We start from the raw sequence: 21289 nt of genomic DNA on the forward strand, positions 1-21289 counted from the left end.
CGCGGCGGCGGAATGTTTGTGCTCCAGCTCCCGAAATTGTGGAAGACAGTCCGATTCATTGAGGCCCAGAGTGTTCCGCCCCACCTCGCAAGCACGCGGCGCTTTGGGTCCGCTCGGCCGAGACCGGCTGTAGAATTCCCTGTCCGGTTGCGGTCCGGTTACGCCGCGGAGCTGAGTTGTCGAGCCGCTACCTTAAGGGGCTTCCTCGCACGGGCGACGTTATGGCGGGTCGGCGTCAGCTCCGGCACGGGCCAACCGGCACACATGCACCTGTCCGTCAGTCATCAGTTGAGCTCGGTCTCGGCGTACTAAAGGAGCTTTGCGCCGCCAGTGCCGCTAGCGCGTCCGACGTTGACGCGGTCTTTCCCCATCTGCTATTTATGGGCGTCTGTACCTTCGGATTCAGGCAGTCGGTACGCTAACCCCCGCCAGTCAACCCATCGACAGATGGGCAGATATGACAGACCTCCGCCAACCACGACCAGATTGGCGTGTCCACCCAGACGTCAGGCCGTTCGACCTCGTCGCGATGACTCGTCTCGCGACCAAGCGATGTCTCCTTTCGTCCCACTCAGTCGGACGAGGAAGCGTATCAACAGACTGGTTGCGAAGAAAGCGAGCGCATCCAATGGGTGGGCCAAGCCCCACTCGGTAGGTCGAGGCGCCCGGTCTGCAACCGTAGAAGATACCTGACGATTCCCCTTCTGGATTCTAACTCCGCGGCGAATCAAGGACTTGTAGTTCCGCGGCGGAAAGACGGTTACCGTCTTGCATAGCTGTCGTCGATTGTCGCGCGGAAAAGACGTGCGAACGTAGTGATCGTCGGCCACTATTTCTGGGAATGGCGCAATCGCCGCGTGGCCTTGTTCGCTGAGGCCGTACACTCCAGATCCAACATACGCGTCGTGCAGTACCCTGCGACGCTCCCAGTACCGGAAGTATCGCCCGACTAGCCAAGAGCAGCCGGTGGTGTCCACTCTGACAGTGAGTCCCGCCGCGTGAATCCCGTCCTTACGGAGAGCGGTCGCCAGACCGCGAAGTGCTCCCGGCTCTACCTCGACGTCTGCGTCTAGGTAGATTCTCGGGAACGAGCGCGCGAGCTCGTCGCCACGTCGGAGTGCTCCGCTCTTGCCGACGGCCTCCATTTCTACAACCTCGATATCGGCACTGACCTCACGCGCTGCATCGGCGGTTCCATCCGTGCAGCCATTCGCTACAACCAATACATTGCACGGCTCGTCCGTGAAGTCGTCGAGAACGCGATGTAGGACCTCACGAATCGTGGCGGCCTCATCATGCGCTGGGATAATCACGGTCGTCATGTTTCTCCGCTTCCGAGTTGACGGCCCCCGACACTGCGGCTCGCCGTGCTGTTCGCTTGCGCCGACGACCCGAACAGTGCGCCCAAAAAGGCGAACAGCAGGAAGGTGGACTGCGGGAAGGAGAGCAGATCGAATGACAGGGCACCTACAGCAACAGTCAGGGATCCCGCAACCAGTGCACCTACGTAGGCGCGGCGGCCTGCAGCGATATCGCGCCTACCCAGCACTCGCGATCCCAGATAGAGTGGTGTCACCACAGCCACTATTGCAAAGGTCCCGGCCGCGAAGAGTCCACCGTCGACCAAGGTCGCAAGCCATTGATTGTCCAGAATAAGTCCGCGCAACGGTAGAGGCTGACCGAAGAGGGGATGCTCTCTCACGCTGTCCAAGACGATGGGGTAATCGTCCAACCGACCCGCAACGCTATTGTCTGTTCCTGCGCCCTGAAAGCTTTGCGCCAGAGAGCTGACATAGGATGGCAAGGCCATCGCAGCGGCGGCCGTGGCCGCCAACACAGCAGCCGCCAGGCTTAGGCGGGACGAAGCTGGCAGGAACACGCTCCACACCGCCAGACCCACCAAAATGCAAATAACGGCGGTGCGTGAAATCCCAAGCGGGAGGGAGCAGGCAATCAACGCGGTGGTCAAGTGCCCGATCCGCCGACGCCATACCGTCGAACTATAGCGAGCCATCCAGACAGCGAGGGGCAGGATGGCGGCAAGTATGACTGAGTACTCAATTGCGTGGCCTGTGGTTCCCAGTACCCGCACGGCGCCGAAGCGCTCAGTTAGTCCACCCGGCTCAGGGACGAGTTGTGTCCCTGGCAATCGGAACAGATTTCCCCATGACGCAACAAGTCCCCCCGCCTGCAGCACGGCCACCAGCCCAACGAATCCTGCACCCAAGATGAGCAGAAGCGCAAATACTTCATCGCTCAGTCGACGCTCTGCGAGTAAATCCGTGAGCCTTAAGGCAAGCCCGACGCACGCTGCGATCAGTAGGACCGTTCGCAGGGAAGTGGCTGCTTGACCTGGTGATGGGCCGTTCTGCAAGAACATGGCATACGAGACAACACTCTGACCTAGCAGAATCAGCAGCAGCGTCCGATATGGTCGACCAGCCGGCGCCCTATTCGGATTATGCGCATACGCCGCCATTGCAAGCAATAGGCAAACGTATCCAGCTATACGTGCCGGCGTCCCGTTAGATCTTAGCGGCCCAGCCAAGCTGAGCTCGCTCGGGAGTACGAGAAGTGTTGCGAGCAGGAGGAACGCCGGGTCCGGCCACAGTCGATCGGGTGCCCGATGCCGCCCAAGCATATGGACCTGCGTGGGAGGCCCACTTGCTCCCCCAAGTGCCATAACGCCCGTCCTTCGCACCTTCGCACCTTCGCGTAACGCTAGGCTACGCTATGCCGCCGCTGTCGATAGGCGCGTGCGCCGCCAGCCTAGGCGAACTGCTGCAACGAGGAGCTTCTCGGGTGATGACACTGGCGACAGTACTCAGGATTATGAGCCAGCACCGCCTCCTTGCTGGTTTCTTGCTCGTGGTCGTGGCGGCGGCCGCCTCTGTGCTGTACTTGACGGCTCCCCGCCAATATGCGGGCGCCGCAACTCTCGTTGTCGTACCGAATCAAGAGCTATCTGTCGCCCTAGCATCACCTGTGGACGTGAATCCGGCCACCAACCCCTTTACGTCGGCGGGAGCAGCCAACGCCCTAGCTGGAGTTCTTCAGCAGGTGCTCGCCGACGCGGTGCCAACAGATAAGGCGGTTGCCGCTGGCCCGGGACTGGAAGTAGAGACCCTCGAGGTCACGCGCGATGATGCTTCGATTTCCATTACATATGACGACATCTCACGCCCTCCCTATCTGTCGATCGAGTCGTCGGCTTCGACTGCCCGCGGTGTGAGTCAGGCTCTTGGGGTGACCGAGGATATAGCTAACGAGCGCCTTGTCGAACTGCAGGACGACGCGGATGCCCCGGTCGCCCAACGATATCGTGCCGTTATCGCAAACTCCGCCGGCGGCTTCACCGTCACGTATCCCGACCGACTTCGTAATGCGCTCGGTGCTGCGCTGGTAGGGACGGTCCTGGCTGTCCTTCTGGTCGTCTTCCGTGACGGGCGCCAGCAGTCGGCGGCGAGTCGGCGCGGGAATCAAGCCGGCCGCCAGCGAGCCACTAGTGACGAGTGAGCGAGTCGACAGGACACTCAGTAGGCTGGAAAGAACAGGCAGGAAAGAATCTGCTTTTCGTGGCGCAACGCCAACGCTAGTGGCACGGCTCTTCGTCCAGCTGCTTCAACTTTCTGGACTGGTTGTACTTGGTAGATTGTTGACGCCCAGCGACTATGGCCTAGCGACGATTGTACTAACGCTTACCGCCTTCGCCTTCGTCGTAAATGAAGCTGCACTTTCCTTCTACTTGGTTTACCAACCTCAACTCCGCGACCTCGCCGTAGACACCGCGGTTCTCCTCAGCTTCCTTATCGGAGTCATTCTAACTGGCACCTTTCTTGCCTTAGCGCAACCGTTATCAAGGTTGTATGGAGAACCAGAACTCGCACCCCTGCTATATGCGGTCGCGCCCATGTATGTTTTCGGACAGGCAACGGTCCCGATGGGATTACTCCTCAAGGCGGGGCGGTTCGGCACCGTGGGCTTATTGGAGGTCGCAGGTGCCCTTGCTTCTTTAGGAACCAGCGTTACAGCCGCAGTCCAAGGTCGAGGTGCCCAAGCGTTGGTCCTCGGGCCGGTAGTGGGCACGCTTGTAGTCACGATCGCTGCGTTTTCCATCGTGCGGTGGAGGCCTCGGGCGCGCTCTGATGCCCCAGCTGTAAAGGGCTTGGTGAGGTTTGCTGGTCCAGCAACGGGGAGCGAGTTGCTGACTAACCTTAGCTCTGGCATCGATCGGCTAGCACTGTCAGTGACGGGCAGCCTAGCAACGCTCGGCTATTACTCGCGCGCTTCGTCGATGGCCAACATCCCGGCTGCGTCGCTTAGCTTCATGGTCCATCGTGTAGCCATAAGAAGCTTCGCCGCTGTGAGGGACGACGTTGCGACGCTCTCGAGGCAGTATCATGCTCTCCGAGCAGTTCTCCTGATCAGCTCGACAGCTGTGGCAGCCATCTTGGCTTCGGCGAGCTCGTCATTACTGCAACTCGCATTGGGGCCTGGATGGCGGCCTGCCGCGGCTAGTATGGCTGTCCTCAGTCTAAGCATCCCGGCTCTCGTGCTTCGATCCCTGGCCCTAGCGTTGCTTCAGGCCTTCGGGCGGACGACTCTACAGTTCCAAAGCTCTTTGCTGAGCGCCGCCGTGACTGTCGCGGGCGTCTCTGCGATGGCTGCACAGGGAGAGCCGATACTGGTGGCGTTGGCGGTGGCTGGTGCTTCATGGTTGTCACTGTTCTGGTTCACGCTTAGTGCGTCCCGAGTGCTGACCGAGGGCTGGCGCAGACAACTCAGTAGTATCTCTCGAGCCGGTCTTGTCGCCGCAACCTGTGCGGTGACAACGTGGATCGTCGGAGATGCCACAACGGCGGCCCCAGCCACGGAGGTGGCGATCAGCGTCGGAGTTGCCGCGAGCGTTTCGCTCCTACTCGCTGCCGCGCTTTGTCGGAGAAGCTGGAAGGACCTCCGAGCTCGTCGCGATTCTGCTACATGAGAAGTGCTTTCACCAAAGGATACGAGCCACTTGGGTCGTTCCTGGGTTCGGCGGCCATCAACGCGGACCGTCGGGAGTCAGCGCTACAAGCATGTAATCGTCGCAATTGGGCGGCGTTCTGAAGACTAGCCAAGGATCGGCGTAGTGTTCCTGCGACTTCCCCCCTTGGCAGGCAAGCGGGGGCAGTACAAGTAGGTCGGGAGGCTCGCGACTAAGTGCGACGCGCCGTTCAGGTCGCAAGCGGCGTTGCGTCGCTTCGGCGCCCGTCCCCTACCCATGGCGAACTGAAGCGCAGTAAGCTCAGACGGCACGCGGCCAATCACGTGCCGTCGGCATCGGCTGTATGGTCGACGTATCGCGGGTATCTTGTCGGCCCGCCTCAATCATTGCTGTGCATCCGTAGATGCTGGCCATGGTCATCACCGCGCCGGTGCCGGGCAGGGCCGCTTTCGGGCGATCTCTCCGGTGCCATGATCGCGCCTTGTTCGCCTCCGCCTGGCCGAGAGCGGGGTGTCGATCGCTTCTCGCGTCACGCCGAACGACACAGCTGGTCGCCAATGGCCGGAGCGTCGGAACACTTGGCTTTGGGGGAGGGTACAACGACAGAACGTCTCTCCCCTGCGAACACCCCGAGGAAGGACCGTGGGGAACTGCCAACGGTTCGGTTGACATTGCCGATGAGGTTTTCGGCCTTGCTGGAAGGAGCAGCATCGTGCCTAAGCCGTTCCCCAGGGAGTTCCGGCGTGACGTGATTTCGGTGGCTTGGCCGCGTGACCGCTTCTGCGAGCAGGCTGTCGACGAGTAGCAGGTGAGCCCGGTGAGCCAGCGCGACTGGGACGATGCGCACCTGATCAACGGCGCTGCACCCTCCGCGATGGCCGAGAGATCGGCCACCAGTTCATCGCCGACGAGCTCGCCGACCAGGGGCTGCCGGCTCGCGCAACCGGGTCATCGGCTGTGCTCATCGGAGCGGCCTTGATCAGTCCACTCGCGAAAGCGCAGCCTGAGCTGCAGCCTCGGACCGCCGGTGCAGGACGACCTTAGTGCGGCGGGAGTCCACCGCCAGGCACAACTACCTGCGGCTGATCGACACCACCGACCACCCCGCCGCCGAGGCAAGCTCTGCCGCTGCGCCAACAAGGACCAGTTCCAAGTCATCGTTGGGGGACTCCCCAGCCTTCAGTGGACTCTGTTTGGTAGGGGCGGGGAGGCCCGCATGCCCTGGTCGGCGAGTTCGGCGGCGATGAACGGTAGCCGAACTCGGGGTCGTCGTGGTGGATGTCGATCGCTGCGTTGATCAGGTGCGCGTCGTCCCAATCGCGCTGGCTGACCGGGTTGGCCTGCCATTTGTAGAAGGCCTGCTTGGAGAAGCCGAGCACCCGGCAGGTCACCGCGACGGGGATCTTATCGGCGGCGAGATTTTGGACCAGCGGGTACATCATCTTGGGAGAACGTCGCGGGCGAAGTAGGCCGTGGCCCGGCGCCGGATCTCTTTCTCCTGCTCCAGCTACTTGGCCCGCTGCGCAGCTCCCTATTCGCGGCCTCCAGGTCGACGCCGGCGCTCGAGCCGGCCGTCGAGAAGGTCGCGGCGGTGAGGCCGTCATCGCGGTCGGCGACCTTCGGCCAGCGTTGCAGGCAGGACTGGAGATCCCAAAGCTGCTGGCGACATGCGCGATCGACTGGTCACCCTGCTGGGCCACCGCGATCACGTCACGCCGGAACTCCTTGGGGAACGGCTTGGGCACGATGCTGATCCTTCCAGCGAGGCCGCAGCCTCACAGGCAAGGAGTCAACTGAACCTTGGGCAGTCCCGGATGTCGTCACCAACGTCCGTGGCGAGTCCACCTAGCGCGCTCTGCTCACCAGCCCCGGGTGCCTCAGCCGCCACGACCTCCTGGCGCGCCGCGGCGCGCCTGCCTCGTGAGCGGTGGTCCGGTTGCAGGCTTACCGGGTGATGTTTCTGCTGGAGTCGACGTGGCTCGCCCTCACCATCTGGGCGAACCAACATGGCGCACTACTCGCCGCCGTCGCCGCCTCGGGCGTGCAGGCGCGCGCCAGCCACCGCCGAGCCTCAGTAGGCGCCTGACCCGCGCGGCTCCGCCCCAACGGTCTGCCACAAGATCACGAAGTTGAAGGTCGATGACCAGTTCTCGACGGAGTAAACGTCACAGACTCAAGTCATCCTAGGGCAGGTTGGGGCTGCTGCAGCTTCGGTCGACGGCGGTTGGGTCTGATCCGGATGCCCTCGGCGGGCCAGGTCACGGACCAGCGGGTAGCTCTTGGGAGCATGCCGGCAGCGAAGTCCGCCGCGGCCCGGCGCAGGAGCTCCGTCATCGACGTCAGCCTGGCGCACCAGCGGCGCATCGACTCGACCGAGATGTCGAAGTGGGCAGCGACCTTGGGCCGGCCCATGTCAGGGACCGCTGCACGGATCGGTGACAGGTTCGGTCAGGCAGCCTGAGCGGCCAGTGTGGGCGTGATGGTCTCGTACTCGATGGGCGTGAGTCGACCGAGGCTGGCTTGGCGGCGTCGGCGGTGGTAGGTCCGTTCGATCCAGGTGACGATCGCGATCCGCAGCTCTTGTCGAGTGCGCCAGTGCTGGCGGTCGAGCACGTTCCTCTGAAGTAGCGAGAAGAACGACTCCATCGCGGCGTTGTCGCCGACCGCGCCGACTCTGCCCATCGATCCGGACAGCTGGTGGCGGTTCAGGGCATGGACGATTTCCGGCCGCGGAACTGAGATCCGCAGTCCGAATGCACGATGCAGCCGGCGACGTCGGCGCCGTCTGCATGGCGCCGGGCCACGGCGGACTCGAGCGCGGTGACCGCCAGCCGGGACTTGATCCGGTCACTGATCGCGTAGCCGACGATCCGGTTGGAGTGCATGTCCTTGACTGCGCACAGGTAGAGCTTGCCCTCGGCGGTGCGCTGCTCGGTGATGTCGGTGAGCCACAGCTGGTTAGGCGCTACGGCGGTGAATACCCGGTTGACCCGGTCGTCGTGCACCGGCGGCCCGGGACGGCCGCCCTTGCCCCGACGGGGCTTGCCGAACGCGCTCCACCAGCGGTTGGCCGCACAGATCGCCCAGGCGGTACGCGCGGCCATCGGCTGCCCACTCGCGGCGGCCTCGTCGATGAGTAATCGGTAGCCGAACTCCGGGTCATCGCGGTGAGCGTCGAACAGCGCGTTCGCCCGGTAGGCCGCGACGAGATCGCTGCTCGTGACCGGGGCGGCCAGCCAGCGGCAGTAAGGCTAGCGGGCAAGCCTCAGAACCCGGCACGTCACCGCGACGAGGATCCCGTCGGCGGCGAGCTCACGGACGAGCGGGTAGATCATTTTCCCGGCAGGTTCGCCTGCGACAGATAGGCCGCCGCCCGGCGCAGCACCTCGTTCTCCTGCTCCAGCAGTCGGATCCGGTTGCGGGCCTCACGGAGGTCGGCGTTCTCCGCCGCAGTCGTGCCGGGCTTGACCCCTTTTTCGACGTCGGCGGCCTTCATCCAGTTCGTCAGACACGACTCGCTGATCCCGAAGTCAGCAGCGATCTGCTTCAGGTGCTGACCCGGCCCACGGTTGCGAGCGACGTTCACAACGTCGTCGCGGAGTTCCTTGGGGTAGGACTTGGGTACGGTGAACATCCTTCCAGCGGCACCTGTCGGCACCACAGATCAGATGTCACCTACTCGAGCAGCAGTCTTTCACGCGGCGAGCGACCCAGACAACATCACGCTTGAACTCCGGCGGGTGCAAGCTGCCACCGCAGCGTGCCAGACGGCAGCGTCACGGGCGAGGCGGCGGGTGCAGGGGCCCTTCTCGACCCCGACCAAACGACGATGCGCCACCCTGAGTGGGTGGCGCAACTCCGACGCGGCGCTAACATTGACGCACGGATCCGGGCGGGTACCTGCTAGCGACTCTTAGGCGTCTAGAGGTCCATAACGAGAAGGACGCAGCGATCGCCTTATCGTCGATCTCTCGGGCGATGGCCAAGCGGTCTGCGGTGGCCGTGGTGGGAGAACACTCAGATCGCCGACAAAGCAGGCGTCAAGATCCGCGATAGACATAATTTCGGAAGGCCTGGACTTGGACGTGCCGTCGTGAAAGCCATCGGGAACCGTACACCGGCGAAGATTGCCGCCTGGGCCGCACTGGCCCTGACTCTAATTCTCGTCACAGTACTGGTCTTGAGTGACAGTGGCGGTCCTGGCGGGTCGACCGCGCAACGTTCCGCTCTCGATAGCAGAGAGTCGGTCCAAACGAGCAGCACCCCCATCCGGCCCAGTCAAGCGCAGGAACCCCTGGCGGCAGCGCAGGAGCCCACCATCGGTGCGGATGCGGGCAGTTCGCCACCCCCGCCGGGCCAGCAGCCTCAGCCAGCACCAACAAGCGACCTTCCCAGCGCGTCACCTTCGCCGGCGGGGGATCAGTCGTCCCCTGCGCAGGGGGCAACGAAGGAGAGGTCCATTGGACGTCTCGTCTCCTACGCAGACGGCAATGTCATCCCGAGTGGCTTTCCTTCCGCGTCTACTACTGGCGTTCCACCCGGGCGACCTCTAAGCCGCCACTCCGGCGACTTGCAGGTGACAACCAAAGGTGCCGTTATCGACGGTCTGCAAGTCTCTGGATGCGTCATTGTCCGTGCAAATGATGTCACAATACGCAACAGTCGCATAGCATGCGATGGGTCGGGGGGCAGCCCCTTTCCGATACGAATCATGAGCGGTTTCGGAGGCCTCCTGATAGAAGACAGCGAGATTGACGGGATGGGGAAGGCGCCGGTTGGGATATACGGGGCAGACTGGACGGGACGGCGACTCAACGTGCACAGCGCGATCGACGGAGTGCGCCTAGAGAGCAGCACAACCCTCCAAGATTCTTACGTACACAACCTGAGTCGACTGCCGGGGTCGCATAATGATGCGGTCCAAACCTTAGGCGGCTCCGAAATTGTGGTCGAGAACAACACTTTATTGGCGTATAACCCTGCAACCGACGACCCAATGAACGGCGTTATCCAGACAGGCGAACTTTCGACACAACTGGACGATGTTCGAGTCGCCGGGAACTACATGGACGGGGGGAGCTTTACTGTGCGAGGAGGTGCCGGTCCACGCGACGGCGACCTTATTGGTGACTACACCTTTGAAGACAACATCATTGGGCCGAACTGCGGCTACGGCCCGATGCACGGTGTCGAGCCACCAGTCACCTGGGGTGCAGGCAACCGATGGGCGGTCACTGGGGAGACGATCCTCATATCTGGCCAGGATGAATCCGTCAATTGTCTCAAGGAGCACCGTAGTCGCGTGTTCCCGTGACCACCGCTGAAACTCAAGGGTTTGAGGACCTATTGTTGTAGCGCTCTTCTTGAACAGGCGTGGCATCGAAGGCCGCCCTGACGCCGCTGTTTTCTGCGGCGATCCCTAGTCGAGCGCTGCCGAGCCGTCTCGCCATGCGATGATCTGCTGACCAACGGGCGGGCTCAAGTGCGCCAGCTTGACGCGCCTTGATCGTTAGAGTGCCTACTGAGGAGACAAATGACCGTGCTGTTCGCTGCCAATGATGGCGGCCACCTAGCGCAACTTTGGGCGCTTGCGCCGCGGCTCGGACCGGCCAGTCAGGGACGAGTCTGGTTCACAGGCGAGACGGAACAGTCGCGCGATCTCCTCAAAGAAGAGCGAGTGATCTGGGCGCGCCGAGCCCCCAGTCGAAACTTGACGGACGCTCTACAAAACTTTCGATCCTTGGGCGAAGTATGGAATCAGTACTCCTTCACCGCCGCAGTCAGCACCGGATCAAGTATCGCAGTCTCAGCCCTTACGCAAGCAGCTGCACGACGGACGCGAGCGGTCTATATCGAGAGTGCCACTCGAGTGGACGGCCCGTCTCTGAGTGGTCGACTTCTTGCGGCGGTCCCAGGCGTCGAACTCTACACACAGAGCGGCGCGTGGACTTCTCGTCGCTGGTCATATGTCGGGTCTGTTTTTGACGGTTTTCGAGCACTGCCTGCACTCTCGACCCCAAGACCGAGCCTGCGAGTGTTCGTTAGCCTCGGAACCTCCAGCAAATACACGTTCCGACGCCTGCTCGATCGGCTGGTGCAGATTGTCCCTGCAGAATGGACTGTGGAGTGCCAAGTCGGCTCTACCGACTGTCAAGGCATACCTTTCGCGTGCTATCCACATCTACCCTACAGCGAAATGAGACGGCAAGTCAATTCCGCTGACATCGTTGTCGCTCATGCGGGGACAGGGATCGCCTTAGCCGCTATCGAAGCGGGTCGATGCCCCGTACTTGTTCCGCGAGAGGGTCAAGAGCACGTCGACGATCATCAACGTCAACTGGCGCAGGACCTCAAGAGTCGAGAGCTGGTCTTGGTCTCCGACGTTGATTCGCTATCGCTAGCCACCCTCATGGAAGCTCAACAACGACGAATCGAGAAGACAGGCGAGCACCCCTTGCGCGTTCGGGTTTGGTGAAGGCGCGGCGGAGTTGACGACTTAGTAGGTCCGAGGCGCACGGCAGGAATCCTCGCCGGCCAGCCTTGGGTCGGCCGACCTATTCAGTATCGGCGCCGCGCCCAAAGCCGTTTCCACCGTTGTTGCAGGCTGCGGACCTGTAGGTCCGCGCGGACGGCCGGTTGGCCAACGTGCAAGCCCTGGCCGTGACCGGCGTGACAGCCTGACGTGCACCGGGCAGTCCCGCGTCTGCAGGCATCAGCGCCGAGGAAGGCGACGGCTGGCTCGGTTCTTCCGCGGCTCAACCGCCCGCGGCCTGACCGAGTTGCCGCTGGTCACCTCGGATGCGCACCGCAGCCTGGTGTGCGCGATCGGCGTCACCTTGCCAGGAGGCACCCGGCAGAGGTACCGCACGTACTGCGCGGCCGGCCCGATGGCAGCCTGCCGAGAAGCCCCTGAAGGTCCCGAGCACCTTGAGGCCGCCCGCGACGACGTGCTGGCCGAGTAGTACGACGCATGGACCGAGGGACGCCGTCATCTGGCCTCGACGTCCTCGCTGGCTACCGGATCCGACCCATCCCTGGCATCGACGCCACAGGCACCGGCACCGGGTAGGTGACCATCCCCGCCCAGAGGCACAGCGCCGAAGCCCCACCTCGGGCTAGGTCACTGCTCGTCGTGAGGGCAGTGATCTAGCCGTTCCAACTAGCGACGAGCGTCATCGCGTTGATGCGCTTCACCTCAAAGGTCATGTCCAGGCGCGCGAAGTCTCGGCGGCCGAACAGCCAGTAGTGCTCGGTGTCCCAGTGTGGCTTGCCGGCGCGAGCAAAGGCGTTCGCCTGCCAATCCCGGGGCAGCCAGTGCAACAACGGTAGTTGCGTATGCACCTCGATTGGGAACCAGCGGTCGGGTGTGGTGTGGAAAGCACCTCTGCGCGCGACCCGCCGGCTCTCAGCCAGCATCAGCCGAGCGCGAGCTGGCCCGCCGACGTGCTCGATGACGGCGTTGCTAACGACATAGTCGAATGAGGCGTCAGGGAACGGCAGGTCGCAAGCATCGCCGACGGTGAAGGGGATACCCAACCCAGGGTCGCCGCCGTCGTGGACGAGGGCGTGTGCCTCCGTAAACTCCATCACGCCGCGCTCAACGACGTTGTTGGTTGACACCACCGTCCCGTCCCATGCAGTAGCTCCAACAAGCAAGACGGTGCAGTTCGCATCGATGCGCTGCCGCAGCCATTCGACCTTGCCCTCCCGGGAGCGACGGGAGATCGCTGACGCCAACGCCCTACGCACGGATGCGCCTCCGTTCGACTTCAGGTGAGCAGATGAGTGCGATCAGGGTAGGGCCATGCACCACGTATGCGCCAGCGCCCCCCCAATTCGACCTCCTGCGCCTACGACGTGATTATGCGCAATGCTGAGTCGCACGGCGCTGAGTTGATGCCTAAAGCCCGGGACGAGCGCAGGGACGAGGCGGTGGTTCGCCCCAGAACATCACGCAATAACCCGTCTTGAGCCTCCGCGACAATGCGTTAGTGGGTCAAGGCTCTGTTCCTGCATTAAGCCCACCGTCACCAGTGTCCCGGTCTGGATGCGACCGGCCGTCGAGGCTCACTCTCGGCTGAGCTTCCCAACCTCCGAGCCAGTCGTGCCGTTTCTCCCAAAGATGGCGGTACACCATTCCGCTTGCGGTTATGCGGGAGGCCCCCGCCCTTACGGCCACGCCCACATAGAGCGAAATGAGGCATAGCCATCGGCGAGGTCGCGTCATGTGCCTCTTGACTATAGAGACCTTGCCTCGATAGAGGAGGATGCTCTTTGCGGCTGCAGAGCTACTGCTGGCACCCTTAGAGTGTGTAAGCACGGCGGTTGGCTCAATGCTGGGCCGATAACCTAGCGCCCGTGCGCGAATGGTAAGGTCCGCATCTTCCCCGTACATAAAGAAAGTCTCGTCGAAGCCTCCGAGTCGATCCCACAACTCACGTGATATCAGCAGAAAACAACCGGTAACGACTCCCACTTCGCGGAAGGTGCTGCGATCCCATCCGCCGATTTCCTCTGGATTAGCGATGACGCTATTCGGCAGCAGCGCAGACAGCCCCAGCGCGAATGAGACGTGGGACCAAAGGCTTGGTGCTCCCCAGCAACTCGCAGGATCAACTCGACCATCAGGATATAAAGTACGCCCGCCGAGGACCCCGATATCGGGGTGTTCGTGGAGTCGGCTCAATGCGGCCTCGATGGTGCCCGGGTAAAGGTGCGTGTCCGGATTCAGGAGGAGTAGATTACGCCCCGTTGCGCTGCGGGCGGCCAGATTTACGGCCGCCGCGAACCCAACGTTCAGGGGAAGAAGGATCCGTTGCTGCACAGCCGGATGACTCTCCACCAGCCGTCGAGTCGCTGCATCGCTGGCGTTATCGACAATTACAACTTCCCATGAAGCGTCAGTATGTCTGGCCGACGCGATGCTGTCTAAACAGTCACGAAGAAACGCCTCGGCATTATAAGAAACTATAAGAATCGAGACTTCAACGTCCACGCGGTGAGTCACTCGCGTGAACCGATTCGCCGAGCGGGAATGCCTCCGTAAATTCCGCCCGGCTCAAGGTCATCGACCACTACGGCATTTGCGCCGACTATACACCCGTCACCAACGGTGACTCCAGGGAGAATCACGGAGTTGTATCCCAACCAAACGTCGTTGCCGATCAAGACAGAGGCGATCTTCCGATCTTGAGAGGAGATGAGGGCTCCTCTGGCATTGCCGTAGTTACTGGTTGTAATCATAACGCCTGGGGCGATGATCACGTCATCCCCAATGTCTATGGCGCCACCTGGTGAGGCGCACCATAAACATGCCCGTTCGCCGACTCGTACATTCTTGCCAACCGTTAAAAGGTGGGCGTCTCGAAGGCTGGCTAGCGGAGACAGTCTGAAGCCGGTGCCGTGTGTTGCAAGCTTCTTTTGATTGACGTTATTGTCCGCATAGAACTCCAAGACTCGAAGGGCGTGAATCCACGCGGACGGGCGGCCAAGCTTGCTGAGGCCGGCCACCGCTCTTGCGCCTTTGCGACCAAAAGACGCTCTCATCATCGCCACCTTCCCGACCGACTGTTAAGATCAGAGCCAACAACATCATTCTTTGAGGAACCGAGATGGTCAAGTCCGGCACGGGCCTAACTCTACGCACGTCGAGACCCAGTCGCGCACTCGGGAGACTTGCTAACGCGGGGTGTCAGGAAGCGCTTGACTCGCGAATTCCGCGACGTTCTTCGCGAGTGAGTCGTTCTGCAGGTAGGCCCACATCCGGTCGCCCGTCGATTGGTCGAGATACACCACGCTCGCGGGTCCCTCCATCCCCGTCCCGAGAACCGGCGCGGTGAAGAAGTTGACGTTCTCCGGCCGGACATCGCGCAGCGAGTAGGCGAGCCGTAGGAGGTCGCCGTTCCCCAGGGTGTCGTCCACCGCCACCGCGCTGGTGACGGCTAGGAGGGCAGAGTCGAGGCGCCCGGGATCGGTGAAGGTGTTCGTGCTGAACAGCTTGGTGAACATCGACTGCAGGTACTGCTGCTGGCGACGCACCCGGTCGAAATCTCCCCCCGGAAGCCCGTAGCGCTGGCCGAGGTACCACCGCGCTTCGTCACCGTTCAACTGATTGACGCCGGCGGGGAACGTGTAGGGGCCGTTGCTGGTGGTCTCAGCCACAACCACATCCACGCCGCCCAGGTCGTCCGTCACCTGGATCAGGCCGTCGAAGTCGATCGCGAGGTAGTGGTCGATGCGCACCTGGGTGAGCTGCTCGACGGTCTGGATCAGCAGTGACGGTCCGCCGAACGAGTAGGCGGCGTTGATCTTGTTCATGCCGCGGCCGGGAATGTCCACCCACGAGTCGCGGGGGATGGAGATGAGCTGCGCGTGCTGCCGGTCGCCGCTGAAGCGGGCGATCATGATCGCGTCGGAGCGTCCTGACGGGTCTTCGCCCTCGATCGCGGCTACCCGGGTGTCGGATCCGACGAGCAGGAAGGTCACCGGCTCAGCAGAGGCCTCTCGGGCGGGCGTAGCGGGTGCTGGTCGGGTCTGTTCGTCGAGGCTGTCGAAGACGTCGGCCACGCGGTCGATGTTGCCGCCATACCGCTCGGTCAGGTACCACGCGCCACCGCCGACCAGGAGGGCCAGCACCAGCGTCAGGACGCCCAGCGAGATCAGCACCCGGCGCAGCACGGGATAGCGACGTCCACGAGGGGCGGGCTCGACGTCCTGGCCCGTCGTCGGCGCGCCCCTGTCATGCGGAGAGGTGCTGTCATCGGCAGCTGTGGCTGCGAAGGGGGGCTCGGCGTCGCCTCGGTCCGTGCTGGACTCGTTGTGCTTGTAGGCGCTCACTGCGACCCCCGTCTACGGACATTCCTGCTCCGAACGTACGGCGGCATGAACGTCGCTCAAAGGGGAGTTCACCCCGCTGGGGGGCTAGGGGCAGCCAGTGCAGCCGCTGACGCTGCACACGAGCCTCCCGGCCGCCAGTGAATCTTCGCATCCTTCAAACTCGGAGGCCGTTGTGTGACCTCGCAGCTACTGAAGGTGCTGTGACTTAGTGCCTCTTGCGGAACCGCGCGGACTCCGTGAGCATTTGTGAGCCGGTTGGACACAGAAGTTCGCCGGCGACGCTTATTGCATCGGCTTGGTCACTGGGCGTTAGGTGGATAGCCGTTACTTGCACGGGGGTGCGTCGTATGGCTGTCACGCGTCAAGAGCCAATGCGTGAATCTCAGGTCAGCAACCGTGGCCGCGGTTGGGGCTTCGTCGCTCCTCGCCTGCGCGGCGAGGGAACCGCAGCCCGCCGTGCCTGGCGTGGTGCCTACGTGCGCCGGCTCGTCATCGTCGATGCAGCAGTGGCTGCGTTCGCCGCGCTGGTGGGCTACCTCGTCCGCTTCGGACCGGTCGACGCCACGCCTTCGAACGTTCCCTTCGCCATCGCCTTGGCGATTCCGGTCGTGTGGGTGCTGGCGATGACGGTGGCGCGTGCCTACGAGCAGCGCTTCCTGTGGGAGAGCCCGGAGGAGTTCCGCCGGGTCACCGCAGCCGCCGTCCTCATGCTGGCGACGGTCGGGACCGTGTCCTGGGCATTCCAGCTCGACGTCGCGCGCGGCTTCGTGGTCCTGGCGCTGCCGTTGGCGACCGCTCTCACCGTCATGGCCCGCTACGTCCAGCGCCAGGTTCTGCACCGCACACGTCGGCGGGGCGGGAACATGCAGACGACCATCCTGGTGGGTCACCGCGGAGGGGTCGCCGCCCTCGATGAGCAGCTCGACCGCGAGGCCTTCCATGGCTACCGGGTCATCGGGTGCTGCCTGCCGGCAGGTCAGCACGGCTTGGGCAAGGACGCTTTCAACGGGCTCCCGGTCCTCGGCGATCTGACTCAGGTTGCCGACGTCGTCAAGGCGTACGAGGTCGACACCGTGGCCGTGCTCCCGTGTCCGGAGCTCGACGGACCGACCCTTCGCCGGCTGGGTTGGGAGCTGGAGGACACCGACGCGGAACTCCTGCTCGCCCCGGCGGTCACCGAGATCGCCGGCCCCCGTGTGCGCATCCGCCCAGTCTCCGGATTGCCGCTGTTGCATGTGGAGCGACCGGAGCTCCGCGGCATCCGGCGTTTGACCAAGGAGGCCTTCGACCGCACCAGCGCCGTCCTCGGCCTGATCTTCCTGGCGCCGCTGCTGCTGGGTGTCGCGCTCGCCATCGCGCTGACCAGTCGCGGCTCGGTGTTCTTCCGGCAGGAACGGGTCGGCCGCGACGGGCGCACCTTCTCCATGCTCAAGTTCCGCAGCATGGTCGTGGGCGCCGACCGCATGGTCGACGGGCTCGCCTCGGACAGCGACGGCAACGGCGTTCTTTTCAAGAAGAAGGTCGATCCTCGGGTCACCCGCGTCGGGCGGGTGCTCCGCCGCTACTCCATCGACGAACTCCCGCAGCTGATCAATGTCGTGCGGGGCGACATGAGCCTCGTCGGTCCTCGCCCTCCCCTCCAGCGTGAGGTGGAGCAGTACGGCTATGACATGCGCCGCCGGTTTCTGGTGAAGCCGGGCCTGACCGGTCTGTGGCAGGTCAGCGGTCGCTCAGACCTGTCGTGGGACGACTCCGTGCGCATCGACGTCCGCTATGTGGAGAACTGGTCGCTCGCCTTCGACTTCATGATCCTCTGGAAGACGGCTGGTGCAGTGCTTCGAGGCAGCGGCGCCTACTGACCGGCCGCCGCCTCAACATGGCGGCACGCGCTCTCGATGGCGTTCCAGGCGCGCCGTGAACTGCACGGCACCGACTTTTCAGCGGTAGGTCCTCACGTTTCGTCGCTGGACTGCCGATGAACTGGACGTGTTGTGGGTCTGGGTTCTGGGTGCGGTCGCCGTGTGGGCGCTCGCCGCCGTCGTGGTCGGTGTCGTCGTCGGCCGCGGGATCCGGATGGCCGACGAGCGCCGGCCGGGAGCCGCGCGCGAGCTCAGCACCGCTGACGTTCCCGGCTTCGCCGCCCAGCCGCAGCGCACCGCCGCCCGCACCCGCCGCCGCGCCGTCCCCCTCCCGCCGGTCGGCATCGCGCTCGCCGCGCTGGCCGTAGCGCTGGAGACGATCGGCTTCGTCGTGCGCCTCCGCGGCGAGACCGGCCCCATCGCGGGCACGCTGTCCATGGACGCCCCCTACTCGGTGCCCCGCACCTTCGTCGCCGTCCTCTTCGCCGTCGCGGCCGTCGCTGCGGTGGCGGGCGCTTCCCGCCTGCCCGGGCGCCGTGGCTGGTGGCTGGGCGTCGGGCTGGTCGCCGGCCTCATCGCCACGGTCAAGGCCGGCAGCACCGTCCACGTCAACGCCAGGCACACGCTCACCGACGCCCTCGGGGACGCCGGAGCGCTGGCGGTCAGCGTCGCGGCGGCCGCCGCCGTCATCGGCGCGCTCTGGTTCCTCAGCCGCACCGAGCGCCGTGACCGGCGACGGGTGCTGGGCGTGCTCGCCCTCTACGCCGGCGCATCGGTCGGTCTCTCCGCCGTCTCCAGCGTCGCGAACGGCTTGACCGCGAACGTGGCCGCCGCGGCAACCTATCTCGAGGAGTCCGGCGAGGCGCTGGCCGGCGTCGCCTTCCTCATGGCCGTGCTCCTCGGCGTCGCACCGCGCCTGGTGCTGCCCGCCGCATGGGCGCTGCGCCGCACCGCCGACGCCCAGACCCTCGACGTGCCGGTCGCCGAGACCCACCAGCGCCCGGTGTCCGGCTGACCCGGACGGGTCAGACGGCAGGACCAGGCGCCGCGCGCCCACTAGCCTGGTGACCTGCAGTGCGGGTCGGGGACCTGCCCAACGCACCACAGTGGGGGATTCGGCAATGCGCATGCTTGTCACCGGGGGCGCCGGGTTCATCGGCGCCAACTTCGTGCACCAGACGCTGCGCGAGCATCCGGAGCACTCCGTCACCGTGCTCGACGCCCTCACCTACGCCGGCAACGAGGCGTCGCTGGCGCCGGTGCGCGGCGACATCGAGTTCGTGCACGGCTCGGTCGCCGACGCCGACCTGGTCGACCGGCTGGTCGCCCGGCACGACGTGGTCGTCCACTTCGCCGCCGAGTCGCACAACGACAACTCGCTGCGCGACCCCTCGCCGTTTCTGCAGACGAACCTGATCGGCACCTTCACAATCCTCGAGGCGGTGCGCCGGCACGGCGTCCGGCTGCACCACATCTCCACCGACGAGGTCTACGGCGAGCTCGAGCTCGACGACCCGGCCAAGTTCACCGACCAGACGCCGTACAACCCGAGCAGCCCCTACTCCGCGACCAAGGCCGGCTCCGACCTCCTGGTGCGCGCGTGGGTGCGTTCGTTCGACATCCACGCCACGCTCTCCAACTGCTCCAACAACTACGGGCCCTACCAGCACGTCGAGAAGTTCATCCCGCGGCAGATCACCAACGTGCTCGCGGGCCTCCGGCCCAAGCTCTACGGCGCCGGTGAGAACGTCCGCGACTGGATCCACGTCGACGACCACAACGCCGCAGTGCACCTGATCCTGGAGAAGGGCCGGGCGGGGGAGACCTACCTGATCGGTGCCGACGGTGAGAAGAACAACCGCGAGGTGCTCGCGCTGATCCTCGAGCTCACCGGCCGGCCCGCCGACGCCTTCGACTCCGTCACCGACCGCGCCGGGCACGACCTGCGCTACGCGATCGACGCCACGAAGCTCCGGGACGAGCTGGGCTGGGCGCCGCGGTACACCGACTTCCGCGACGGCCTGGCCGCCACCATCGACTGGTACCGCGAGAACGAAGCGTGGTGGCGCCCGCTCAAGGGCCAGATCGAGGCGCAGTACGCGGCCGCCGGCCAGTGACCACCCTCATCCTCGGCGCCAACGGACAGCTCGGCAGGGCGCTGCAGCGGCAGTTCCCCGACGCGATCGCCCTCGACCGGTCGCAGCTCGACGTCTCCGACCCCGCGGCCGTGCGGGACTACCGCTGGGACCGCGTCGACGTCGTCCTGAACGCCGCGGGCTGGACGGCGGTCGACGCCGCCGAGGACCCGGCCAACCACGCCGCCGTGCGCGCCGCCAACGCCGACGCCGTCGGCTACCTCGCCCGCGCGGTGCGCACCTGCGGCGCCACCCTCGTGCACGTCTCCAGCGAGTACGTCTTCGACGGCCGCCACGAGGGGCCCCACCCCGAGGACTGGCCGGCCAACCCGCTGAGCGTCTACGGGCAGAGCAAGGCCGACGGCGACACCCACGCCGGCCACGTGACCAAGCACTACCTGATCCGCACCACCTGGGTGGCCGGCGAGGGTGGCAACTTCGTGCGCACCATGGCCGATCTGGCCGACCGCGGCGTCTCGCCGACGGTCGTCGACGACCAGATCGGCCGCCCCACCTTCGCCTCCGACCTCGCCGCCGGCATCGCCCACCTGCTGGACACCGGCGCGCGCTTCGGCACCTACAACCTCACCAACGCCGGCGATCCCGCCTCCTGGGCCGACGTCGCCGCCGCCGTCTTCGAGGCCCGCGGCCGGTCCGCCGACGACGTCACCCGGATCAGCAGCGAGAAGTACTTCGCCGACAAGCCGGGGGCAGCGCCGCGGCCGCTCAACAGCGTCCTGGACCTGAGCCGGATCCAGGCCGCGGGGTTCGCGCCGCGCGACTGGCGGAGCGTCCTGCCCGCCTACCTAGAGGGGATCGGGGCGCCGGTGTAGGTCAGGACGACGGCGCCGAGGCCTGTTCGCGCAGATAGCGCTCGACGCTGTCGGTCCGGAAGGGCGCCTCGGCAGCCTCGTCGCCCAACCGGATGGCGCGACCGAACAGTGCTGCCACGGGCAGGGCGAGCGTCGTCCAAGCGAGTCCCGCCAAGATCACCGTGGTCATGACCCATGTCTACTGGGCGCGCTGTGATCCTGTGTATCGCCACGCAGACAGAAAGTGACGAACCGCTTCCTCCCCGGATGGCTAGGAGGTCGGTACCGCCTGGCGCTCGCGCGTGGCCGGGCGGACCTCGTCGCGGCCCGTGCGGGTGGGAATGCGCGCGTCGGCGAGCCGGATGCCGTGCCCGACGACGAAAGCCGTGGCCACTGCCAGGAACGTCCAGGCGAGGGCGAGGGCGACCAGTGCGGTCATGGAGTGTTCCTCCGGGCCGAGCCGGTCCTCATCGATCCGGCGTGGACAGGGATGGCATGCGACGGTCGCTATCGCGACATGAGTTCCCCCGGTCACACTTTCGGCAAACTCCATGGGGTGACGCGTCGTCGTCGAGTCCGACTCCACGCGAACAGGCACTGGCCCGGCGGCGAGCGAGCCTTTACGGTTCCACTGCTGCGGGGCGTCTCCGTGGCGTACCCCAT

At 64.6% G+C, this 21289-nt stretch carries 18 protein-coding genes and 1 pseudogene; 9 read left to right on the forward strand and 10 right to left on the reverse strand.

Annotated elements, in window-relative coordinates; all coding sequences use genetic code 11:
* Positions 1-506: 506 nt before the first annotated feature.
* Together RM425_RS21685 and RM425_RS15695 are read right to left on the reverse strand one after the other, a co-directional pair.
* A complete protein-coding gene (locus tag RM425_RS21685; protein WP_396137056.1) occupies positions 507-1322 on the reverse strand; it encodes a glycosyltransferase in 816 nt (271 codons plus the stop codon).
* The gene (locus RM425_RS15695) at positions 1319-1969 is read right to left on the reverse strand and encodes an O-antigen ligase family protein (protein ID WP_311346153.1); all 651 of its coding nucleotides are present in this window, start codon (positions 1967-1969) and stop codon (positions 1319-1321) included. Before RM425_RS15695 ends, RM425_RS21685 begins: the two co-directional genes overlap by 4 nt.
* An 833-nt stretch (positions 1970-2802) precedes the next feature.
* On the opposite strand from RM425_RS15695, the gene RM425_RS15700 reads away from it, so the two are divergent.
* Both RM425_RS15700 and RM425_RS21690 read left to right on the forward strand, forming a co-directional pair.
* Entirely contained in the window at positions 2803-3516 is a 714-nt protein-coding gene (locus RM425_RS15700) for a hypothetical protein (RefSeq protein ID WP_311346154.1), read from the forward strand.
* Positions 3506-4984 (forward strand): oligosaccharide flippase family protein, encoded by a 1479-nt coding sequence (locus RM425_RS21690; RefSeq protein ID WP_396137057.1) that lies wholly within the window; start codon positions 3506-3508, stop codon positions 4982-4984. Before RM425_RS15700 ends, RM425_RS21690 begins: the two co-directional genes overlap by 11 nt.
* A 1154-nt stretch (positions 4985-6138) precedes the next feature.
* On the opposite strand, the gene RM425_RS21695 is transcribed toward RM425_RS21690, so the two are convergent.
* The gene (locus RM425_RS21695; protein ID WP_396137058.1) at positions 6139-6426 is read right to left on the reverse strand and encodes a hypothetical protein; all 288 of its coding nucleotides are present in this window, start codon (positions 6424-6426) and stop codon (positions 6139-6141) included.
* Between the two features lie 509 nt (positions 6427-6935).
* On the opposite strand from RM425_RS21695, the gene RM425_RS15710 reads away from it, so the two are divergent.
* Complete coding sequence (locus RM425_RS15710; RefSeq protein WP_311346155.1) at positions 6936-7070, forward strand: hypothetical protein; 135 nt, start codon at positions 6936-6938, stop codon at positions 7068-7070.
* A gap of 362 nt (positions 7071-7432) precedes the next feature.
* Here the strand turns inward: RM425_RS15710 and RM425_RS15715 are convergent.
* Positions 7433-8618 (reverse strand): annotated as a pseudogene (locus RM425_RS15715) (IS3 family transposase).
* 1077 nt (positions 8619-9695) lie between these two features.
* Here RM425_RS15715 and RM425_RS15720 point away from each other — a divergent pair.
* Together RM425_RS15720 and RM425_RS21700 are read left to right on the forward strand one after the other, a co-directional pair.
* Positions 9696-10298, forward strand: coding sequence for a hypothetical protein (locus tag RM425_RS15720; RefSeq protein WP_311346156.1), 603 nt, complete (start codon positions 9696-9698; stop codon positions 10296-10298).
* 219 nt (positions 10299-10517) lie between these two features.
* Positions 10518-11459, forward strand: a complete 942-nt coding sequence (locus RM425_RS21700) for a glycosyltransferase (protein ID WP_396137059.1) — start codon at positions 10518-10520, stop codon at positions 11457-11459.
* Between the two features lie 671 nt (positions 11460-12130).
* Here RM425_RS21700 and RM425_RS15725 read toward each other — a convergent pair.
* The 4 genes from RM425_RS15725 to RM425_RS15730 all read right to left on the reverse strand — a co-directional run bounded on the left by RM425_RS15725 (position 12131) and on the right by RM425_RS15730 (position 15820).
* A complete protein-coding gene (locus RM425_RS15725) occupies positions 12131-12721 on the reverse strand; it encodes a class I SAM-dependent methyltransferase (RefSeq protein WP_311346157.1) in 591 nt (196 codons plus the stop codon).
* Between the two features lie 259 nt (positions 12722-12980).
* Entirely contained in the window at positions 12981-13991 is a 1011-nt protein-coding gene (locus RM425_RS21705) for a glycosyltransferase family 2 protein (RefSeq protein WP_396137060.1), read from the reverse strand.
* Positions 13988-14533 (reverse strand): acyltransferase, encoded by a 546-nt coding sequence (locus tag RM425_RS21710; protein ID WP_396137061.1) that lies wholly within the window; start codon positions 14531-14533, stop codon positions 13988-13990. The genes RM425_RS21705 and RM425_RS21710 overlap by 4 nt, the downstream gene beginning before the upstream one ends.
* Positions 14534-14662: 129 nt before the next feature.
* A complete protein-coding gene (locus RM425_RS15730) occupies positions 14663-15820 on the reverse strand; it encodes an LCP family protein (RefSeq protein ID WP_311346158.1) in 1158 nt (385 codons plus the stop codon).
* Positions 15821-16056: 236 nt separating this feature from the next.
* On the opposite strand from RM425_RS15730, the gene RM425_RS15735 reads away from it, so the two are divergent.
* The 4 genes from RM425_RS15735 to RM425_RS15750 all read left to right on the forward strand — a co-directional run bounded on the left by RM425_RS15735 (position 16057) and on the right by RM425_RS15750 (position 20647).
* Positions 16057-17679: a sugar transferase gene (locus tag RM425_RS15735; RefSeq protein ID WP_311346159.1), complete on the forward strand. Its 1623-nt coding sequence runs from the start codon at positions 16057-16059 to the stop codon at positions 17677-17679.
* A 127-nt stretch (positions 17680-17806) separates the two neighbouring features.
* A complete protein-coding gene (locus tag RM425_RS15740) occupies positions 17807-18694 on the forward strand; it encodes a hypothetical protein (RefSeq protein WP_311346160.1) in 888 nt (295 codons plus the stop codon).
* A 106-nt stretch (positions 18695-18800) separates the two neighbouring features.
* Positions 18801-19796, forward strand: coding sequence for a dTDP-glucose 4,6-dehydratase (gene rfbB, locus RM425_RS15745; RefSeq protein WP_311346161.1), 996 nt, complete (start codon positions 18801-18803; stop codon positions 19794-19796).
* Positions 19793-20647, forward strand: coding sequence for an SDR family oxidoreductase (locus RM425_RS15750; protein WP_311346162.1), 855 nt, complete (start codon positions 19793-19795; stop codon positions 20645-20647). The genes rfbB and RM425_RS15750 overlap by 4 nt, the downstream gene beginning before the upstream one ends.
* A gap of 1 nt (position 20648) precedes the next feature.
* Here RM425_RS15750 and RM425_RS15755 read toward each other — a convergent pair whose 3' ends face one another.
* Together RM425_RS15755 and RM425_RS15760 are read right to left on the reverse strand one after the other, a co-directional pair.
* Positions 20649-20816: a hypothetical protein gene (locus tag RM425_RS15755; RefSeq protein WP_311346163.1), complete on the reverse strand. Its 168-nt coding sequence runs from the start codon at positions 20814-20816 to the stop codon at positions 20649-20651.
* 81 nt (positions 20817-20897) lie between these two features.
* Positions 20898-21065, reverse strand: a complete 168-nt coding sequence (locus tag RM425_RS15760) for a hypothetical protein (protein WP_311346164.1) — start codon at positions 21063-21065, stop codon at positions 20898-20900.
* Between the last annotated feature and the right edge of the window lie 224 nt (positions 21066-21289).

This window comes from Blastococcus goldschmidtiae, assembly GCF_031845325.1.
In the GTDB taxonomy this organism is placed as follows: domain Bacteria; phylum Actinomycetota; class Actinomycetes; order Mycobacteriales; family Geodermatophilaceae; genus Blastococcus; species Blastococcus goldschmidtiae.